Genomic DNA, 20,221 nt, shown 5'->3' on the forward strand with positions numbered 1-20,221 from the left:
AAATGTATCTTGCAGCCGAATTACACCATACCTCCATCAGTCAAACAGCACTGATCTTCACTTTATCTATATCCTGTTAAGAACCAACATAAAAGGTTTAATTGTTGATTCATGGGATTTAGTTTATTAGCCACTATACGTAACCGTCATTTTCACTCCTTGCTTGGCAACGTTGTCACAGCATTTTTTAACGTCCTGTCATTTGCGATACTGGTTCGCGTGCTTTCCCTGAATGCATTCGGCGAATGGGTATTGTTTATTGCTACCTACAACATCATGGACCAGATACGCACCGGATTATTACAATCCGGCATTATCAAGTTCTACGCTGGCGTAGAAGAAGACACGGCGCGGGGTGTGGCGGGTGCCGCCTGGTATATATCGCTGGCATTGACGTTGGGCTATGTACTGCTATCCGCCATTGTTTACGTGGTAGCCTATGACCGTTTCAACGATACCTGGCATCTTTTTATCGGCTGGATTGGCATACTCACGCTGCTATCACTGCCCTGGAATTTTGCCACCTGGATATTGCAGGCAGAACACCGGTTTGATAAGATCGTGCAAATACGATTGATACAGAATGGCTCCTTCCTGGTATTGTTAGGCATACTTTTTTTCTGTCAGCAGATTTCCCTGCCCTATGTGCTATATGCCTATGGCCTGAGTATGGCCCTGGCCAGCGCCTATTGTTTTCTGTTTAAATGGACGCGTGTCCGGACCATGGTATTCCGTACCCGTGAACACAAACTGGCCTTGTTCCGTTTCGGGCGGATGGTGGTAGGCAGCATGGTATCCTCCTCCCTGATCAGCTATTCCGACAACCTCGTGATCAGGACCATGCTCAACCCGGCTGCTGTAGCCATTTACAGTATCCCGCAGAAATTCATGGAAGTAATTGAGATCATCCTGCGCAGCTTTGTGGCCACCTCGCAACCTACCCTGTCGGCAGCCGCCAACAGAAAAGACTACGCCGGCGTAGCCCGCGCTTTCTGCCGGTATACCGGCACTGTCAGTATTCTTATCATTCCCTTTATTGTGGTGCTGATTGTACTGACCCAACCCCTGATCATCATTTTAGCTGACAAAGCCTACCTGGGCGCCACCGATATTGTACGAATATTTCTGCTGTCAGCAATCCTGTGGCCGATAGACCGTTTCATCGGTGTTACCCTGGACATGATCAACTTACCGGATATCAATTTTTACAAGAATTTTTTGAAACTGCTCCTTAACATTATATGTGACGTCGCTTTTGTATACTTCTTTGCCGATGTAAGATCCGTAGCCCTCTCCTCCCTGCTCAACGTGGTATTTGCAGCAGCCTTTGGTTACTATTTCGTCAAAAAACACCTCAACGTCAGTCTGCGTGATATCTGGCTGTATGGCTGGCAGGAATGTATCATCATGCTTAACAAACTGCGGAACAAAAGTGCTGTCACCAAATAACGGCTCATGAGAATTGCATTTATCATACAGGTACATAAACAACCCGCGCAACTGGAGCGGCTACTGAAAAGACTGGCCCATCCACAGGTAGACTGCTACGTGCACATCGACGCCAAATGTTCACTGCCTGAATGGGAATCCGTACTTTCCCTGCCGCAGGTTTACCTGGTAAAACAACGCGCCAATGTTACCTGGGCGGGATGGGGCATTATACAAGCTTCCCTCAACGGTATGAATGCCGTGTTGAACACCGGTATCGACTATGCCTGGGTAACCCTGCTCAGCGGGCAGGACTATCCACTGCAGCCCATCGGTCAAATCATCGCCTTCCTGCAGCAACAAAAGGGCAGGCAGTTCCTAAACGTTATCAGCGAAGAAGCCCTCCGCCCGATGATGAGCAAGATGGAACACTATCATTTTGTAGAATATAATTTCCCGGGGAAATACAGGCTGGGGCGGCTGCTGACCGCTATCCTGCCCCGCCGCAAGGCGCCATTGGGGCTTCAGTTATACTGCGGCTCCGCCTGGTGGACACTCAGCCTGGACTGTGTACGGTTTTGCGTAACCTATGAACAGCAGCATCCTGCGCTGCGCAAATATTTTAAACTGACCTGGGGAGCCGACGAATTTATTTTCCAGACGATATTGATGAACAATGACGTATATCGTTCCCGGTTAACAGACTATCTGCATTACATCGACTGGTCGGCCGGAAAGGAACATCCGAAAGTATTGGGGATAGAGGATATTGAAGTGCTCAGGCAATCGGGGAAGTTGTTTGCCCGCAAATTTGATTTCAATACACCGGTACTGGACCGGCTCGATGCATTAATGGATAAGCCTGTTGACAGTCATTCCTGACTGGCCAACAGGCCGCTCTAAAATCGGACAAAACATGTCAACATTTTCGTCGCTTATTTATTTTTCTTCCACAGCGTATTAAAGCCACCCGTAAAACTTACCGGTAACAGCTCGGCAATGTTGCAATCGAGCGTCTGCAACGCTTTCACCCGTTTGGTCACCATGGAGAACGGAAACACATCTTCCACAAAATTGGTTTTGGCGAACCGGATGATATGAAAATCATTGGCGGTAGCCAGTGCGGTAAGATCTTTACGGGTAAAGAATTGTACGTGATCGAGATTATCGGCCTGAGACTGCACCGTAGTACCCTTGAAACCCAGTCCACTTTTCACCTTATTGATAAAAGACCATAATCCCGGATTGTTGCGTGCTTTCAACATGGGTTTTGTTACACATACTTCGCGGGGTCCCATCCCATTGGGAACAGTCACCACCAGGAGGCCATTATCCTTCAGGGAGGCGTAAATAGTACGCAGTAACACTTCGGGGTGATGCAAATGTTCGAGTACTTCGCTGCAAATAACAGCATCGTACTGCTGACCTTTTGCTGTCAGCTCTTCGGCACTGATGGCTTCGAACGCCACATTAGGCAGTTTGTTTTTACTGCGGGCCACATCAATGGTTTTCTGGCTGATATCGATGCCCAGCACATTATAGCCAAACTGTCCGAGGTGCCTGCTGATAACGCCGTTACCACAACCAACATCCAATACATGTCCGTTGGCCGGAATTTCCTTTTGCAGACTTTCCGTAATGAAGTTCAGACGTTTAATATCTGTAATCCGATCATATTCGTAGGTGATCACTGGTTGTGTCATGATGATGTTATGATTTAAAAAGCTGGTGGTAAACCGCTTCTATTTTTTTGGTAACTGTTGCTACGTTGTATCGCGTACGTACCGCCGTAGCTGCACTGAATTGTAAACGTTTACGTAATGTCGGGTCTTTGGCCAGCCGGACGATAGCAGCAGCCAGTGCATCGGCATTGGAAGCCGGTATCAGCAAACCGTTTTCCTCATGCACCACCGCTTCCCGGGTACCATCCACATCTGAAGCCACCACGGCTTTACCCATGGCCATTGCTTCCAGTACGCCGATCGGAAATCCCTCCCAGAGGGAAGGCAGACAGTACACGTCGGCTGCGTGTAATACCGCTGGCACATCCTGCCGGAACTTATCGAAAACGACATGGTCCGTGATACCCAGCTGCCGGGCTTCCGCTTCGGCAGCTTGTTTCAGCTCTCCTTCGCCCACCATCAGCAAGGTAATGTTTGATACCTGCTGCAATACCAGGGCAAATGCCTTCAGCATATTCACCGGGTCTTTCTGCAAAGTCATCCTGGCAATGTAACAAACCACCAGGTGGTCTGCCGGAATACCATAAGCGGCCTTTACATCCGGATAGATACCTTCCGCATTGAACTTTACCAGGTTTACACCATTGCGGATCACGGTAGCTTTGAAAGTTCCGAAAGCTTTATGGCCGGTTTCCCGGTTGGATTCTGACACGCAGATATTATGCTGCACCATGCGGGTGATAAACTTCTCTGCCGCCACCCTGGCCCTTCTGGCCAGGGGATGTAATCCTTCATGAAAGGACCATCCGTGAATGGTATATACAATAGGTTTGCCCAGGCTTCGGGCCGCCCATAAAATATTGGTATTGGCCCGGGTGCCATGGGCATGTACGATGTCAATACGATGCGAGCGGATAAACTTCCTGACTTTCAGCCATACAGACAGATCGAAGGCTTTACTGCTGCTAATCACTTCTACGGTAATACCCATGGCTTGTAATGCCGTCACCATCGGTCCATCTGTAAAGGAAAGCACTACTACTTCAAACTGTGTCTTATCCAGCGATGCCACCAGGTCCAGCACATGGCTTTCCCCTCCTCCTATCTTCCCCTGACGGATGGTTTCCAGTACTCTTATCTTTCGTTGTTGCGCCATTGGCAGATCGTTTGTTCCTTACAGTTTTTCTATCCATCTGTTATACCAGAGCTGGAACACCAGTATGTTCCATAACTTCTGATGACTTACTTTGCCACCTGACAAATACTGTTGCAGCAACCGCTGTATATGCGGTGCATGGAACAGGTTGGTTTTGTTTAATCTTTCCGGTGACAGATAATACTGCATCCGCTCTTTCAGATCGTCTCTGAACCATTCCTGCAATGGCGCGATGAAAGGACGTTTAGGTCTGTCCATCAATGCCGGCGGGATGTATTTGTGTACAATCTGTTTCAGGATGTATTTATTGGTGTTGTTTTTTACTTTCAGAGATGCCGGCACCCGTGCCAGGAATTCCACCAGGCGGTGGTCCAGCATTGGTTCACGTCCTTCGATGCTCACAGACATCGTTGCGCGGTCTACCTTCACCAGGTTATTATCTGCCAGGAAGGTTTTATAATCCACCGCCAATAAACGGTTCAATGGATCATTGATGCCGGAAAGTTCCCCATTGAGGTCGAAGTTGGTTTTGTAATTGTCCAGCTGCCGGCCGGTATAACGGGCTACTTCACTTTCTGTAAGATATTGCGCAATGTACTTCATGGCTTCCTGCGGCTTGCCGGAAGCCCAGATCAGCTTCATTTTCTCGTACCGGGAGGCAAAATTGTACTGCTTATTAAAGTACGGAATGACCTCAGGGTTTACCCATCCCATCACCGTGCTCAGCGTAGCCTGTATGCCTCTGGGCAACCGGCTGGTATAGGAAAGGGATTGATTGAACTTGTTGTAACCGGCAAAAATTTCATCGCCTCCATCGGCAGACAGGGCCACCTTCACCTGCCGGCTGGCCAGTTTGCTTACCAAAGTGGTAGGCACGGTGGAGTTATCCGCAAAAGGCTCATCATAAATTTCAGGAAGCTGTTCCAGCACTCCTCTTGCATCTTCAGGCCCGATAATCCATTCGTTATGGTCTGTGCCCAAATAGTTGGCAATCTTGCGGGCTTCCGCAGATTCATCCCATTGTTTTTCTTTATAACCGATGGTGAAAGTCTTGATACGGTTGGACGAGCCGGATTGCAGCATTGCCGCTACGCTGGCGCTGTCATATCCCCCACTGAGAAATACACCCACCGGTACATCGGCTACCATACGGTATTGATAGGCGCTCAACATGAGCCTTTCTGTTTCCTTCAGCACTTCTGCCTCACTCAGGTCGGTCAATGGCTGCTGATAAGCGTTCAATACGTTCCAGTATTCTTTTACTTCCGGAGTGGCTGTGTTAAGCCGTAACTCCAGCAAACAGCCTGGCTTCAGCTTGTGGGTATCCGTGTATATTGTATAGGGCCCTGGGATATAACTGTATTGCAGAAAAAGTGACATGCTCCGCACATCGATCTGCCGTGGGAAAAACGGGCAGGCACAAAGACTTTTCAGTTCGGATCCAAAAAGCAGCGTACTGCCGTCCCAGTAGTAGTACAATGGTTTTACCCCTGCCCTGTCGCGGCAGAGGATCACTTTGTCTTCGTTCCGGTCAAACAGCACAAAGGCAAACATGCCGATAAAACGGTCCAGCATTTTTTCCTTCCAGGCATGATAGGCCTTAATAAGGACTTCCGTATCTGAGGAGGATTGAAAGGTGTAACCCAACTTTTCCAGATCAGTCCTGATTTCCTTGAAATTGTATATCTCCCCGTTAAAAACCAGTGACAGGTGGGCAAAATGCATAGGCTGATGGCCGGATGCACTCAGGTCCTGGATAGACAAACGCAGTTGTCCCATACCAATGTCGGCCTTCGGATGTTCCAGCACTTCATATCCTTTGTCATCCGGTCCGCGATGTGCCATCACGTCGGTCATCTGACGCAGCATCTCCGCGTTGGTTCTTTTTTTGAAATCAATAAATCCAGCTATGCCGCACATGGGTCAATATTACGTTTTAGGTGTGTAAGGTTCCAAATGATGCCCTTCCAGAAAGCTTTAAGATGGGCGGACTCCCTTTTCAGCACAAACTGCAGGGTATTTTTGGGTACCGTCAGTAAAGTGAAATAAAGCATGAATACCAGTCTGGCTGGCAGTTTCACATTCCTTCTCATAAACAGCAACCGGTTACGGGTGATGTAGTATGTTTTCAACGGGCTGTTTTTGCCTGTCGTCATGGACTCTTTATGGTAAATCAGTGATTTATACTGATAATATATTTTATACCCCTGGCGCTTGAATTGCTCGCACCAGTCGAATTCCTCATAATAGAGGAAGTACAGTTCCGGCATCAATCCCACTTTCTCCAGGGCTTCCCGGGATATCATCATAGCGCCGCCGTGGGCGTAGTTGGTTTCCGACACCCTGTCATACTGCCCATGGTCTTCTTCCTTGCAACCGATCATGCTGTTGCGGCCGGTAAAGATGTCCACCGCATGATAACCCGCGTATTCGAGGGTGCCTTTATGAAAGTAGTAGTGAAACTTAGGGCTCACCACACCCGCATCAGGGTATTGGTCGAATATTTCGAGGAGGCCTTCTATCAGGCCTTCTGTAAATTCAGTATCGTTGTTCACCAGGAACAGGTATTGTCCCCGGGCTGCTTTTACGCCGAGGTTATTACCACCGGCAAAACCTTTATTAACAGGGCTACAGATCACCTGCACGCCTGGATAAGCCGCTTCAAAAAACGTCGCCGGATTTTCCACAGAGGCGTTATCCACCACTATCACCTCCATATTGGGGTAACTGATTTTTTGCAGCGAAAGCAGCAGATCACGGGTCACCGCACTGTTATTGTAGTTGACCGTAATGATAGATACCAACGGGGATTGTATTTTATTTTCTGGCTGCATCTAACAAAGGATTATCAATTTCCGTTTTGGTATGTTTGGTATGAATAAAGGTGTTGTTGGCCCCTTTCAACCGGAACATCAGAGAAACCATGATCCACACTGCTTTTGGCAGTCCGGATAGCGCCGTGAAGAAATAGCGGGTAAAAAATAAGCGAGGCAACGGCAGTAACAGGCTGATGATATTCAGCAGAAAAACGCCAGCCCAGCCCCAGGCCGGTATCCAGAGGAAACCTTGCAGCAAAAAGGCCAGTACGGTACAAAATAAGATACCTGCCAGCAGGATCATCCTTGGCAACAATATATTCTGGCAGATAGCCAGGTTAAAGTAGTTGAGATTACCTTTCCACAGTTGCTGCCAACCTTTGCCCCAGAAGGTGCGCAGGTAAACGAACTGGCTGGATACCCAACGTTTCCGCTGGTTGCGGAAAGCTTCCGGGTTCTCTACCTTTTCGTCATAAATACAGGCATCTTCCAGGTAATAAACCGGGTATCCTTTTTCTATCAACAGCAGCTGTAACACCTTATCAAATCCGCCGGTAGCCTGTATCTCTTTCAGGATGCTTTTCGCCAGCGGATAATGGAAGGCCATACCAGAGCCGATGACAGAAGATGAAAGTCCCAATGCATTTGCTCCTTTGCGGTACAGATGATTAGCCACTATTTCATTCACGGCATCCAGCACCGCAAACGGGCTGTCCATATTTTTAGCCACCCTGCAACCTTGTATCGCATAATGTCCTTCCTGATAGGCCTGATTGATCCGAAGCAGGAAACTTTCTTCCAGCACATTATCCGCATCACATATCAATGCCAGGTCGTAGTCATCCCCCAGCTGTTCAAAGGCAGCGTTGAGGGATTTGGCTTTCGTGCTTTTATCAAAGGAAACCTCCACCACACGAATGCCCTCCTGCCTTAACTGCCGGATAGTGGCGGATTCCAGCGAATCGGCCACTACCACGGTATCAAAGCGGGACGCCGGGTACAACTGCTTCGCGTAACTGCGGGCAGTGGATAATATAATCGCATCTTCCTTATATGCCGGCACCAATATCGCGATACGTGCGTAATTGGCGTCAGCAGCTAATTCGGTCGTTTTTTTCTTTCGGGCCAGGCGGCCTGCTACAGACAATATCAAATTGTACAGTACACAAGATGCCAGGTAAGCAAACAGTAAAATTTCAGTCAGGTGTAAAAGCATTATACGTTGTCTTTTTGTATAAGCGCCTTCGGAGTATTCATGATCAACCACATATCATAAGCGAATGAATTGCGGTGCGCATAGTTAATATCCAGCTCTATTCTTTCTTCGGCAGACATTTCTTTCTTTCCGCGTTTGCTGATCTGCCACAGACCAGTAATACCGGCAGGCGCAATAAAACGTTCGGCCCATTCATCGGTGGTCAGCGTAGCCGCCTCGTACAAAGGCAACGGTCTGTTTCCTACCAGTGACATATCGCCTTTCAGTACGTTGAACAGCTGAGGGATCTCATCCAGGCTGGTATTGCGGAGGAAGCTGCCCAGGCGGGTTACACGCGGGTCGTTGGATACCTTGTAAAACACGGCGCCTTTCCCGTCGCCGCTGTACTGGTTAAGATGTTGCAGCTTGCTCAGCTGCTTATCGGCGTCAGCCACCATGGTACGGAACTTATAGAATTTAAAAATCTTATAGTTTTTACCCGCACGCGGAGAAGCGTAAAACACATTGCCTTTAGACTCCAGTTTGATGGCGATAGCGATCAGCAGCATCACAGGACTGGCGATCAACAGTAAACAGGCCGAAGCAACAATATCAAAAGTACGTTTCAGCAGGTTACCTTTCCATTTACTTTTCTGTGCAGATACCGGCAGCACCGGTGTTTGCCGGGCAGGCTGCACCTCCTGCATATTTTTAAATTTGGCAACGAATTCAATTTTACCGGAAATGTCGTTCAGCATCCCGCGGGTAATCACATCGTCAACAAAGGGAAATTCTTTTTTCAGGGAACGCACGCGGTCGGTCACCTTATCTGTTACCAGGAAAAAAGGCACTGTTTTCATCGCCGGGAGGAGTGTAAAATACTCTGCCCATTGAGACAATCCCGTTTCAAAACCATTGCCTACCCGAAATATGATCGCAGCGGGTAAGCGGTGATATAGACGTTTCAGTTCGTTGATGACTTTCTCCGCACCTGCCACATTGTTTACCAGCAGGATTTTAGCATAAGGCATGTTTTCCGGCAACTTCGGCTGAAACTGTCCGACCATTACTATTATCTTCTCATTTACCAGGTCACGGATCAAGGCGCCGGTATTCATTTCCACATTCGGTACATTCTCACAGACAACGGGTTGCAAAGTAGGTGTAGTAATTTTATCCATGTTTTCGGGATTATATAACAGCAACATGATTAGAATCTTCAGGCGATAGCCATCAGCGGACGGTTAATAGCCTGTCCAACTATCTCTGTCAGTCGCATGGGATCAAATGGTTTCTGCACAAAGGCATAAACATTATTGTATCTGTGTTCGGTGTTATGCATTTCCATGTCCGGCTGGCTGGATAAAACCACCACCGGAATGTTTTGGTACAGGCCACTACCGGAGAGGTATTCCAGCAGTTCCCATCCATCAATATTTGGCATTTGCAAATCAGTGATAATACAGTCTACTGCATTTCCCTTGGCAAGCCAGGTGAGTGCTACAAATCCATCAGCAGCTGATACCACATTATACTCCTTGCTCAACATTGCCTCCAGCAGAAATCTGATTGGTGCGCTATCATCAATTATTAAAATTGTCTTTTTCATGACCTTATATTAAGAGACTACTTATCGGTTTTTTTACTGCACAGGTGCAGCATGGTAAATAAAAACAACGGTTTTAAATGGGATAAGGTCAGGTGTCAGGTTAAGCGGTCTTTAGGAGGATGGTGGTATGAATTATTACTGCGAGTCTATTCGCTGGCTATAGTAATGCTGGCATTTTTTATTGACGGTGTAAAAGTAGAATAAACCTTTTATTTCTAATCTATAATTTGGTAAACGGTCGTTTTTTTCCGGTAAAAGTCAGAAATTTCACTGTAAACGAAATTACCCTGTTCTTTCCTGCGCTTTCGCATATATTAAATAATATACACTCCATATATTACTGCATTCGTTTGTTATAGCGTATATCCTCAATTTAAGGAAGCCTTTCAAACTTAACTGCTTCAGTTTCGCCGTACTATGAAATATTTTCAACCCGGATTTTTAATCGTTCACCAACAAAAACCCGTCTTTCGCCCAAAAAAAAGAACTCTTAAAAAATTGCCTCGTAATTTAGCGGCGTAAACCGGATATGCCACGACCATTTTTTACATGTCGGAATATACCGTACCCCGTAAAGTCGCCGGTTTTTGCCTACACATCTACTGACCACATCCTTCGACAAAACCAACTAGACGCTGGTTGGATTAATTTCTTACCCGTTTTTTAAAACCCGCCGCAGACAGTGCATTAGCACTTAAGCTGTAGCACCATATGGTTACAGTACCCTCACCGGTACCATAACCCAACCGGTATACCGGATCATGATAAAAATGGAGAAATAATAAAATTTCATAATTAATATGGACGTAATCTATTTTATAAAGGCATTATTGAAGAAGAAATGGTGGATCATCCTCGGTACCCTCGCCGCAGTGGTTCTTGCCTTTGTATTTACGATGGGAAGACAACGCCTGTACGTATCAAACGCACAGATGTCTACCGGCTTCACCATTAAGGACCAGATCACCCTGAGAGAAGAGAACACCAATATATATGAAGCTGACGTAAAGTTCGAAAACGTGGTGCAGACGATCAATTCGCCATTGGTAATCGGACTTTTACAATACCAGCTGCTGATTCACGACCTCACCAGCAACAAACCCTTTGTACAACTCACGGAGAAAGATTTTAAAGCGCCGGAATACAAAGAGTTTAATAAAACAGAAGCGCTGCAGATCTGCCGTAACCACCTGGACTCTCTCCAGATGCTTAGCTCCTACCATCCTAATGAACGCCGTATTCTGGAGTACTTGAAACTCTGCAAATACGACTATGAGTCTATCCGCAAAATGCTGAACGTTGGCCGTTTGTCCAGGACAGATTATATCGATATCTCTTTCCGTTCCCCTAATCCTGAGCAGTCAGCATTTGTGGTCAACACCCTGTACAGCGAATTTATCAGATATTACCGCAGCCTGCGTTCAGAGCGTACCGTTGAAAACGTATCTACCTTTGAAGAGCTGGTCAACAAAAAGAAACAGGAGCTGGATGCCAAAGTGGAAGCCCTGCGTTTGTATAAATCATCTGCCGGCCTGCTTAATGTAGAAGCCGCCAGCACCAACGAACTGTCGCTGATCAGTCAACTCGAAAAAGGACTGCTCGATGAACAGGCGACCAGCAACTCTATTACCGCCTCCCTCCAGAATGTGAACACCCAGATCGCTGCCGCCGGCCAGGGTAAAACCGCCTACAGCAGCAACAATGATATTGTGTCACTGCGCCGGCAGATCAATGATCTGAACGATGAATATCTGCGTACCGGCAGTAACAACGATGTACTGGCAGATAAAATCAAGGCACTGCGCAAACAACTGCAAAATGCCTCTTCCATCAGCGCCACGCCTACAGGCACCACCGTTAGCAAAGAAGAACTGCTGCAGAAAAAAGCCGGACTGGAATCAGACCTGAAAGCCTCCAATCAAAATATCGCCAATCTGCAGGCAAAAATCAGAGTGCTAAAAGGTTCCGTAGGTTCCTACGCCAACAAGGAAGCGACGGTGAGCACCCTGCAACAGGAAGTGACATTGGCCCAGGACGAGTATAATAAGCTGAAAGAAAAACTCAACTCCGCGATCGATAACCGCACCGCCCCCATGGACAACTTCCGTCAAACGCTGAAAGGTCAACCCGCCTTTAAACCGGAATCTTCCAAACGGATTATTATCATGGGCGTAGCGGGCCTGGCCATCTTTATGCTGACGACCATCAGCATCCTGTTCCGCGAATTCTTCGATTCTTCCATCAAGTCTCCGTCTATCTTCGAGAAAAACGTAGACCTGAAGCTGATCAGCACGATCAATCGGGCCGACCTGAAAAAATACAGCATCCTTGAAGTACTGCAACAAAAAGAAGAAAACTATGAAGCGGTACGCATGCGCCAGAACAGCTTCCGTGAATTCCTGCGCAAGCTGCGTTTTGAAATAGAAAACAGTGGCAAGTCCATTTTCCTTTTCACCAGTACCGAGCCCCAGCAGGGCAAAACCACGCTGGTACAGGCTGTATCCTACAGCCTGAGCCTCAGCAACAAAAAAGTACTGATTATTGATACCAATTTCTGTAACAACGACCTTACCCTTCAGCTGAAAGCCAGGCCAACCCTGGAAACGTTTTCTGTTACCCCGGAAGAATTCAGCATCGATAAAGTGAAGGATATCGTCACCACCTATTCTGTAGAAAATATTGAAGTAATCGGCTGTAAAGGTGGCGACTACACGCCTACCGAAATACTCCCCAAAAATCATCTGCTCAATTACCTGCCACAGCTGAAGGAGTATTACGACTTCATCATCATGGAAGGCGCTCCGCTGAATGACTATACAGACAGCAAGGAGCTGGAGCATTATGCAGAAGGCGTTGTTGCGGTATTCTCTTCCAGGATTTCCCTCAAACAGAATGATAAAGAATCGATCCAGTTCCTACAGGGACTCAATGGCAAATTGCTCGGCGCTGTGCTTAACAACATCAATGAGGATTACCTTGATCTGTAGCATTCTGCACAAAAAACCATCTAATGAAACTGAAAGAGATCATCAATTATGTTTTTTCATTCCGCCCTCAAACCTCCCGGCGTTACGCCTGGGTTGATTATGCGAAAGGTATCGCCATCATCTTCGTACTGTATCGTCATGTAATTTATGGACTGCTGTATACCGGCGCCAATATCAGTACTATCATGATGGAAACAAACGAAATACTGTATGGTTTCCGGATGCCGCTGTTTTTCTTTTTATCCGGGCTGTTCTTCGCCGCCAGTGTTCAGAAACGCGGGCCACGGAACTTCCTGATATCGAAGATCAACACCTTGTTGTACCCCTATCTGCTATGGTGTTTTATCCAGGTTTCCCTACAGATAATTTTCACGAATTACACCAATCACAAACTGACGATAAACAACTACGCCGACATTTTTATTCATCCGCGAAGTATGCTGCAGTTGTGGTACCTGGCAGCGTTGTTTAACGTATCCGCGCTGTATCTGTTTACCTCCACTGTGTTGAAACTGCGCCCCTGGATGCAGATCACACTCGGAGTGGTGTTGCTGGGTATGAAGTCGTACGCCGGTGATATCAGTACCATTTCCGATGTGATGTTGTATTACATCTATTTTGTATTCGGACATCTGGCCGTACCATATTTTTTCTCAGAAAAATTACAGCAACAGCTGGCCTCTCCATTGAAAGCAATACTGCTGCTGCCGGTGTTCCTGGGTGTGCAGTACTACTGCATGTCCCATGAAAACATGAGCCTGTACCTGTTTTCACTGCTGGCGATGCTGGGCGGACTGCTGGTGATCATGATCGCCTTTATACTGGCGAAATATGAAAAGTTGAAAATATTGCAGACGCTGGGACATTATTCACTGTACATCTACCTGCTGCACCTGGGTATCATTTTCCTGCTGCGGGTAGCGATCCTGAAAACGGGCATACTGACCAACGTACCGGTTATATGCTTCATCCTGGTACTGGCGGGCCTTTTCGGCTCTATCATATTATACCGGTTTTGCCTGTTGATGCGAATGAAATTTCTTTTCACCGGGCCTTTCAAGGAAAGGCCGCTGGCCACCAGCTCAATGCCTGTATCATGAAAAAACAAAAAAGATTTATCAGCGAAGCGCTGCATCAATCATTGATCATATTATTTGCAGGTGTTATCATCCTGCTGCTGCTGATTAAAACAGTATTTCTATAAAACCAGTGTGAGCGAATGTTTGCCAGTAAAAAAAATATTGTCCGCCTGTTAATGATGGTACTCTGGGTGCTGCTGATACCGGTGCTTACCTATGTGGCTTCTCTTGACCTGAAAATCGGTGTGGCCTTAGTAGTAGGTATTGTCGGGATCGCCGTGAGCCTGGTATGTGTGATCAACTACAAGCTGGGGTTCTATATTTTCATCACCATTTCGTTGATACTGCCTTTACTGGAAAGGATCTCCGGATCTACCCAGAGCATCGGCGTGGTGATGGACGGGTTGCTCCTCAGCACGTTGCTGGGATGTATTCTGCGCAGAGGAGATGACAGCATAAAAAAGGTACAGTTCATGAAAGATGCGCTGTTGATTTCCTTCTACCTGTATATCATCCTGCTGATAATCGAAATCGCCAATCCTGCCGGACACCGGGTATTTGCCTGGTTTATCTTCTTCCGGGTTATTGCGCGGAACATGATTTTCCTGGGACTGGGGCTGCATGTGTTCAACAATATGAAGGACGTACGGACATTCTTTAAGTTCTGGATTGCCATCTGTACCGCAGCTGCTTTCTATGCCTGTTTACAGCAATGGTTTGGGTTGATGCCTTACGAAAAAGCGTTTATCGCCAAATACCCGAAGATGTTCACTACCACGATGATTATTTCCGGTATCCGCATCTTTTCGTTTATGTCCGATGCGGCTTCCTTTGGGATTATCATGGCCTGTAACATCATTATCTGCCTGATACTGCTGACAGCTAAAATGGCCAATCTGAATCTGAAAAGGAAAATATGGCTGATTATCTCTATCCTTTTACAGGCGCTGGCATTAGGCTATTCCGGTACCCGTACGGGTTACGTGATGTTGCCGGTAGGGCTGCTGCTGTTTTTGCTCGCTACCCTGCGTAACCGCAATACCATACTGATTGCCATCGCATTCGGCTTTGCCGCGCTGGTCATTCTCTTTGGGCCTTTTCACAGCAACGGTACCATCATCCGCATCCGTACCGCTTTCCTGGGCAAACAGGATGCCTCCATGGATGTACGGGATGTGAACCGTCACAGCATACAACCTTATATCTATAACCATCCGCTGGGTGGTGGTGTGATGACCACCGGCGGCAACGGCCTGCTGTTTTATCCCGGCCATCCGCTGGCCAATCTTCAGACGGACAACGGTTATCTGCGCGCCGTACTGGAAACAGGCTGGCTGGGCATATTGCTGGTAGCCGCCAACTTCTTCCTGTTAATCGCTATGGCGATAAGAAACTATTTCCGCATAGATGGAGAAGTCAATAAACTATTGATGCTGGGCATTGCCGCATCCATGCTGGAAATGGCCCTGGCCCAATATGCGCAGGACGCCTCTACCCTCGTGGAATCGTCTATTATGTTGAACGCACTCACTGCCATCGCTATAAAAGTAAAATATCTATACGCCTTAAATACGCAATCATGAAAAAAACGTTCACTACCGTCCTGGTAATGTGTATGAGCCTCTTCGCCTTCGCACAACTGCAGAAAAAAGATACCGCAGTGTTATTAAAGCTGCCGGCGGACCCCGTAACGGTAGCCCGCTTCAAGGAAAAGCTGGTGGAACTGGCCCTTCAGAATCCCGACATCAGCCAGTATGCCATCAAAAAAGAGATCAATAAATATGAGAAAAACATGGCGGGAGCTGCCTGGCTGAACCACTTCACCGCCGCCGGTAACCTCAACGAGTTTACCATCAAAGGCAGCAGCGCTAACAACAACGTCAACACGAACTACTACCCCCGTTACAACTTCGGTGTGATGTTACCGTTGGGCAACCTCATCAAAATCCCGAATGATATCAAAAGGGTAAAAGCAGAAGGCAAATTACTCGATAAACAACGGGAGGCTGAGTCCCTGGCCCTGAAAGGCAAGGTACTGGAAGCTTATGAAGAATATGCCGCCAACAAAAAACTGTATGAGCTGCACATGCCATTGATGGAAGATGCATTGCAGAACTACAACCAGGCCGAAGAAAAATTCCGCGCCGGTGACCCTGCCGTTCCCATAGAGATCTACAAATCTTCCTACAGCGCCTATAACGGAGAATTGGTAAAACACATACAGCTGGAGAAAGTATTGCGCCAGTCCAAACTGATACTGGAAGCTATGGTAGGCACTACCCTGGAAAGTGTAATGGCGCAGTTGTAACCGTTGTTTTTATTTTTAAAGAAATGATTATGTATCGGAGATTGATGACCCTTATAGGTTGTTTGCTGACGGGGATCATGGCAGCGGGACAGGATTACAGCCCGATGCGTAGCACAACAGTCAAAATCAGCCCCTGGCAAAAAAGACAGGCGCTGGTTTATACACCGGAAGAAAATATTCCCGGTAAAAAATACCCGCTGCTGATTTGTTTTCACGGACGAAGCATTGCTGGTAAAGACCTGAACAAGATATTCAGAGAAGGCGTTACCCGCCAGCTGAAAGAAGGCAGGAAAATAGAGGCTGTCAATCCAAAAGACAAGCAGCTGTATAAGTTTATCGTACTGGCGCCGCTGGCGGAGAGCTGGTCTTTTGCACCGCAGGACGTTGGCGCCATGCTGGATGATGTCATCAAAAATTACCCGGTGGATACTACCAGGATGTACCTCACCGGTTATAGCGCCGGCGGCTGGTCAGTAGAATCTGCTAAAACACATGAAAGGGAATTGTCCAACCGTATAGCCGGCTGCGTTACCATGTCGGCCGCACGGGTAGACCCTCCTTATCTGCAACGGTATAAACTGGTAGCCGATGCAGGCATTCATACCTGGTACTTCGCCGGCAAACAGGATGACTATTTTCTGAACAATGCCAAAGAAGCCATTGACAGTATCGGTAAGTATAAACCAGGGCTGAACAAATTCACCGTTTACCCCGGCGCGCACTGCTGCTGGCACTCGTTCTATGATCCCCGTTACCGCGAAAACGGTATGAACATCTACGAATGGCTCCTGCAATTTCAAAGCTACAATGCAACCAAGCGAAAAAAATAGGACCTGATGAACAGACGGAAAGCCATTACCCGGATAATGTTGTTTGGTGGCGCCGGAGCCGCTATTGCCGGCGGTGTCGGCTACCACCATTTTAATAAAACGCCCGACCTCCGGGATCTCGACCAATACCTGCCGCTCATCGCGGAACTGGCGGAAGTGATCATCCCGGAAACCGATACGCCCGGCGCTAAAAGCGCCGGCGTACACGACTTTATCGTTACCATGATACGCGACTGCTCTTCCCGCAAAGTACAGAACCGTTTTATGTACGGACTGGAAGACATCGCCTCCTATGCCAGGGCTCAATACGGGAAATCGTTTGTGCATTGCCGTATGGAAGATAAAGCCGCCATTGTAGGGCATTTTGAGAAAAAAAGCAAACCCTGGGGCGGACTGATGGGTAAAGTATCTTCCAGACTATTCGGAGACTCCTTCTTCATCACCCTGAAAAAATATACAGTCATGGGCTACTGCACTTCCATGCAGGGAGCCACTAAAGCCATGGCTTATGACTATATACCCGGCCGCTTTCAGGGCTGTGTTCCACTGCAACCCGGACAACGATGCTGGGCCACTGAATAAACATCTATTCTCAGACAATGATTGTTATTTACCTCATATTCTTTACCGCATTTTTTATCCTGTTCTATAATTACATAGGATATGGGGTGCTGTTATATGGCCTGGTCCGCGCCAAACGGCTGTTCTCCAAACCGGACGACCGTCCGGCGGCGCCCTTCGAACCGCCTGTAAGTCTCGTCATAGCGGCCTATAACGAAGCAGACTTTATTGAGCAGAAAATTCATAACACACTGCAGCTGGACTACCCGTCCGACAAGCTGGAGATTATTTTTGTGACGGACGGTTCCTCCGACCAAACCCCGGATATCATTGCGCAATACCCTTCCATCCGCCTGTTGCATCAGCCGCAAAGGCACGGAAAAACAGCTGCCATCAACAGGGCCATGAAACAGGTACAGCACCCTGTTGTGATCTTCTGTGATGCCAATACCCTCCTCAATAGCGCAGCTATCAAAAATATTGTGCAACATTATGCCGACGAAAAAACCGGCGGCGTAGCAGGTGAGAAAAAAGTAGTAGCTACCGGTAGTACCGGCGCCGCCGCTACTGAAGGTATCTATTGGAAATATGAATCCCTGCTGAAGAAACTGGATGCCGATTTATACAGCGTGGTAGGTGCTGCAGGAGAATTGTTCTCTATCCGCACGACGCTTTACACGCCTGTGGAAGAAGATGTCATCCTGGATGACTTTATCATCTCCCTGCGCATTAACATGGCAGGCTACCGGATTGCCTATGCACCCGATGCCTACGCCATGGAGGCGCCTTCCTTCTCCATGGAAGAAGAACATAAACGTAAGGTACGGATCAGTGCCGGTGGCTTCCAGTCCATCGTGATGCTGTCGCCTTTACTCAATATATTCAGATATCCCCTGCTCGCTTTCCAGTACATCTCACACCGGGTATTACGCTGGACCCTCAGTCCACTCAGCCTTCCGCTGTTGTTGATCAGCAATATCGTACTGGTATGGACAGGCGCCGGTATTTTTTACCAGCTGGTACTGGCTGCCCAGCTGTGTTTTTACCTGGCGGCATTGGTTGGATACCAGCAAGCCAAAGCACATCGTAAATCAAAATTGTTTTATATCCCCTTCTATTTTCTGTTCATGAATATCGCCGTATACCAGGGTTTTTTCCGGTATATCGGCAAAAAACAATCGGCCGCATGGGATAAGGCCCAAAGAAGTACACAAACCTTTTAAAAGCCCGGATTTGACATGGAAACGTCCACCATCACTCATACCGCCAGTGTCAGCAAACCGTCTGCTGCATTTGTAGGATCTGTCCATTATTTCAGAGGGATTGCCATGCTGCACATCGTGGCAGCTCATGTACTGGTAAGGTGGCCGGAGCATTCTCCGGTGCATAAGGCGCTGATACTTCTTTTCGAAAACTCCACGATTTTCTTCATGTTCATTTCCGGTTTTCTTTTCCAGTACCTGGGGCATAAATTTGAGTATCGGGACTATCTTAAAAGAAAGTTTCAGTATGTTATTTGTCCGTACCTGGTGTTATCTGTACCACTCATTATATACCGCGTATTCAGGGCAGACGTACCTGGTTTCACTACCGACCAGCACGCAGATTTCCTTTCCTGGCCCAAATGGGAACAAGCCGGCTACTACCTGTTCCATGGCGCCCATCTGCAACAGTTTTGGTTTATCCCTGTCATCACCCTTTATTATCTTATATCCCCCCTGCTGTTGCGTATCGATCGGCAGCCACGATTGTATTACCTGCTGATCCCTCTGTTTGCTATCGCCATGATCTGGAAAAGAAGTGTATTGAGCGATATACCGGTTAATGCTATTCATTTTCTTTTTGTGTACGTGTTTGGAATGTTCGTTGCACGCTACAAAAAAGAAATTCTGGGGTTGGCAGACCGCTATCGGATCATAACCACCTTACTGCCACTGGCATTTATGGCTGTTACCTGGTTTTCACCAGCATGGCTATATGACCGGGTGGACTATGTACAGAAGTTATTGCTCTGTATTTTCTACCTGTATTGGTTAGGCCGGTTTGAAAAATCTATCCCGCAATGGGTAGGCACCATTGCCACACTAAGTTTCGGTATTTATTTCGTGCACTATTTCTTTGTCCTGTTCCTCCGGGGTGTAAGTCAGAAATTGTACCATCAGGAGATTCCCGGGAATTTACTTACCTGGACATTAAGTTATCTGTTTATCATGATCGCCAGTGTTATCTGCCTGAAAATCACCAAAAAGGTGCTGGGCAGAAACAGCAGGTACCTGGTAGGTTATTAGTCGATCTGACTTACCGCTTGCCGTCAATCACTTAAAGCCGATTTTCTGCTTTTCACCGCTTCTTTTAGCGTGTTCACGAATTAGTTTCCCAACGTATCCTGTTTATTTTCTATTTTGCACCGCATATCGGGAAACGCTCTGTCGTTGTATGTGAATGCCCCGGTACTAACCATAATTTACCATCTCCTCTGCAGAACCGTAAAGGTTTATTTACTGTCGCAACATTTAAGTTGAAGTTGCCCTGTAATTAGTCCGTTAATTTTTTTGACCAATCCCCTGCGA

Annotated in this window: 17 protein-coding genes; 10 read left to right on the forward strand and 7 right to left on the reverse strand. The window is 47.3% G+C overall.

What is annotated here, in order from left to right; genetic code table 11:
* Positions 1-111: 111 nt before the first annotated feature.
* Together ICL07_RS00240 and ICL07_RS00245 are read left to right on the forward strand one after the other, a co-directional pair.
* Positions 112-1,449 carry a lipopolysaccharide biosynthesis protein gene (locus ICL07_RS00240; protein ID WP_188085951.1) on the forward strand — a complete coding sequence of 446 codons (1,338 nt, stop codon included), beginning with the start codon at positions 112-114 and terminating at the stop codon, positions 1,447-1,449.
* A gap of 6 nt (positions 1,450-1,455) precedes the next feature.
* Positions 1,456-2,310 carry a beta-1,6-N-acetylglucosaminyltransferase gene (locus ICL07_RS00245; RefSeq protein WP_188085952.1) on the forward strand — a complete coding sequence of 285 codons (855 nt, stop codon included), beginning with the start codon at positions 1,456-1,458 and terminating at the stop codon, positions 2,308-2,310.
* 53 nt (positions 2,311-2,363) lie between these two features.
* Here the strand turns inward: ICL07_RS00245 and ICL07_RS00250 are convergent, their stop codons facing one another.
* From ICL07_RS00250 to ICL07_RS00280, 7 genes are read right to left on the reverse strand one after another with little or no spacing between them, the layout of a single operon-like run.
* Positions 2,364-3,131, reverse strand: coding sequence for a class I SAM-dependent methyltransferase (locus tag ICL07_RS00250; RefSeq protein ID WP_188085953.1), 768 nt, complete (start codon positions 3,129-3,131; stop codon positions 2,364-2,366).
* A gap of 7 nt (positions 3,132-3,138) precedes the next feature.
* Positions 3,139-4,266, reverse strand: a complete 1,128-nt coding sequence (locus ICL07_RS00255; protein WP_188085954.1) for a glycosyltransferase — start codon at positions 4,264-4,266, stop codon at positions 3,139-3,141.
* A gap of 18 nt (positions 4,267-4,284) precedes the next feature.
* Entirely contained in the window at positions 4,285-6,186 is a 1,902-nt protein-coding gene (gene asnB / locus ICL07_RS00260) for an asparagine synthase (glutamine-hydrolyzing) (protein ID WP_188085955.1), read from the reverse strand.
* Positions 6,174-7,100: a glycosyltransferase family 2 protein gene (locus tag ICL07_RS00265; RefSeq protein WP_188085956.1), complete on the reverse strand. Its 927-nt coding sequence runs from the start codon at positions 7,098-7,100 to the stop codon at positions 6,174-6,176. Before ICL07_RS00265 ends, asnB begins: the two co-directional genes overlap by 13 nt.
* Positions 7,084-8,298 carry a glycosyltransferase family 2 protein gene (locus tag ICL07_RS00270; protein WP_188085957.1) on the reverse strand — a complete coding sequence of 405 codons (1,215 nt, stop codon included), beginning with the start codon at positions 8,296-8,298 and terminating at the stop codon, positions 7,084-7,086. Before ICL07_RS00270 ends, ICL07_RS00265 begins: the two co-directional genes overlap by 17 nt.
* Positions 8,298-9,458: a sugar transferase gene (locus tag ICL07_RS00275; RefSeq protein WP_223151708.1), complete on the reverse strand. Its 1,161-nt coding sequence runs from the start codon at positions 9,456-9,458 to the stop codon at positions 8,298-8,300. Before ICL07_RS00275 ends, ICL07_RS00270 begins: the two co-directional genes overlap by 1 nt.
* Positions 9,459-9,496: 38 nt before the next feature.
* Positions 9,497-9,886 carry a response regulator gene (locus tag ICL07_RS00280; protein WP_188085958.1) on the reverse strand — a complete coding sequence of 130 codons (390 nt, stop codon included), beginning with the start codon at positions 9,884-9,886 and terminating at the stop codon, positions 9,497-9,499.
* Positions 9,887-10,686: 800 nt separating this feature from the next.
* On the opposite strand from ICL07_RS00280, the gene ICL07_RS00285 reads away from it, so the two are divergent.
* The 8 genes from ICL07_RS00285 (at position 10,687) to ICL07_RS00320 (ending at position 19,939) form a co-directional block, all read left to right on the forward strand.
* On the forward strand, positions 10,687-12,873 hold the full coding sequence (locus tag ICL07_RS00285) for a GumC family protein (protein WP_188085959.1): 2,187 nt from the start codon (positions 10,687-10,689) through the stop codon (positions 12,871-12,873).
* 23 nt (positions 12,874-12,896) lie between these two features.
* On the forward strand, positions 12,897-13,973 hold the full coding sequence (locus tag ICL07_RS00290; protein ID WP_188085960.1) for an acyltransferase family protein: 1,077 nt from the start codon (positions 12,897-12,899) through the stop codon (positions 13,971-13,973).
* A gap of 119 nt (positions 13,974-14,092) precedes the next feature.
* Positions 14,093-15,535 carry an O-antigen ligase family protein gene (locus tag ICL07_RS00295; RefSeq protein ID WP_188085961.1) on the forward strand — a complete coding sequence of 481 codons (1,443 nt, stop codon included), beginning with the start codon at positions 14,093-14,095 and terminating at the stop codon, positions 15,533-15,535.
* A complete protein-coding gene (locus ICL07_RS00300) occupies positions 15,532-16,260 on the forward strand; it encodes a TolC family protein (protein WP_188085962.1) in 729 nt (242 codons plus the stop codon). Before ICL07_RS00295 ends, ICL07_RS00300 begins: the two co-directional genes overlap by 4 nt.
* 29 nt (positions 16,261-16,289) lie before the next feature.
* A complete protein-coding gene (locus ICL07_RS00305; protein ID WP_188085963.1) occupies positions 16,290-17,090 on the forward strand; it encodes a carboxylesterase family protein in 801 nt (266 codons plus the stop codon).
* 6 nt (positions 17,091-17,096) lie between these two features.
* A complete protein-coding gene (locus tag ICL07_RS00310) occupies positions 17,097-17,672 on the forward strand; it encodes a gluconate 2-dehydrogenase subunit 3 family protein (RefSeq protein WP_188085964.1) in 576 nt (191 codons plus the stop codon).
* Between the two features lie 17 nt (positions 17,673-17,689).
* Positions 17,690-18,874, forward strand: coding sequence for a glycosyltransferase family 2 protein (locus ICL07_RS00315; RefSeq protein WP_188085965.1), 1,185 nt, complete (start codon positions 17,690-17,692; stop codon positions 18,872-18,874).
* 15 nt (positions 18,875-18,889) lie between these two features.
* Positions 18,890-19,939, forward strand: coding sequence for an acyltransferase family protein (locus ICL07_RS00320; protein WP_188085966.1), 1,050 nt, complete (start codon positions 18,890-18,892; stop codon positions 19,937-19,939).
* Positions 19,940-20,221: the final 282 nt, after the last annotated feature.

Source organism: Chitinophaga qingshengii (assembly GCF_014529935.1).
Taxonomy (GTDB): Bacteria; Bacteroidota; Bacteroidia; order Chitinophagales; family Chitinophagaceae; genus Chitinophaga; species Chitinophaga qingshengii.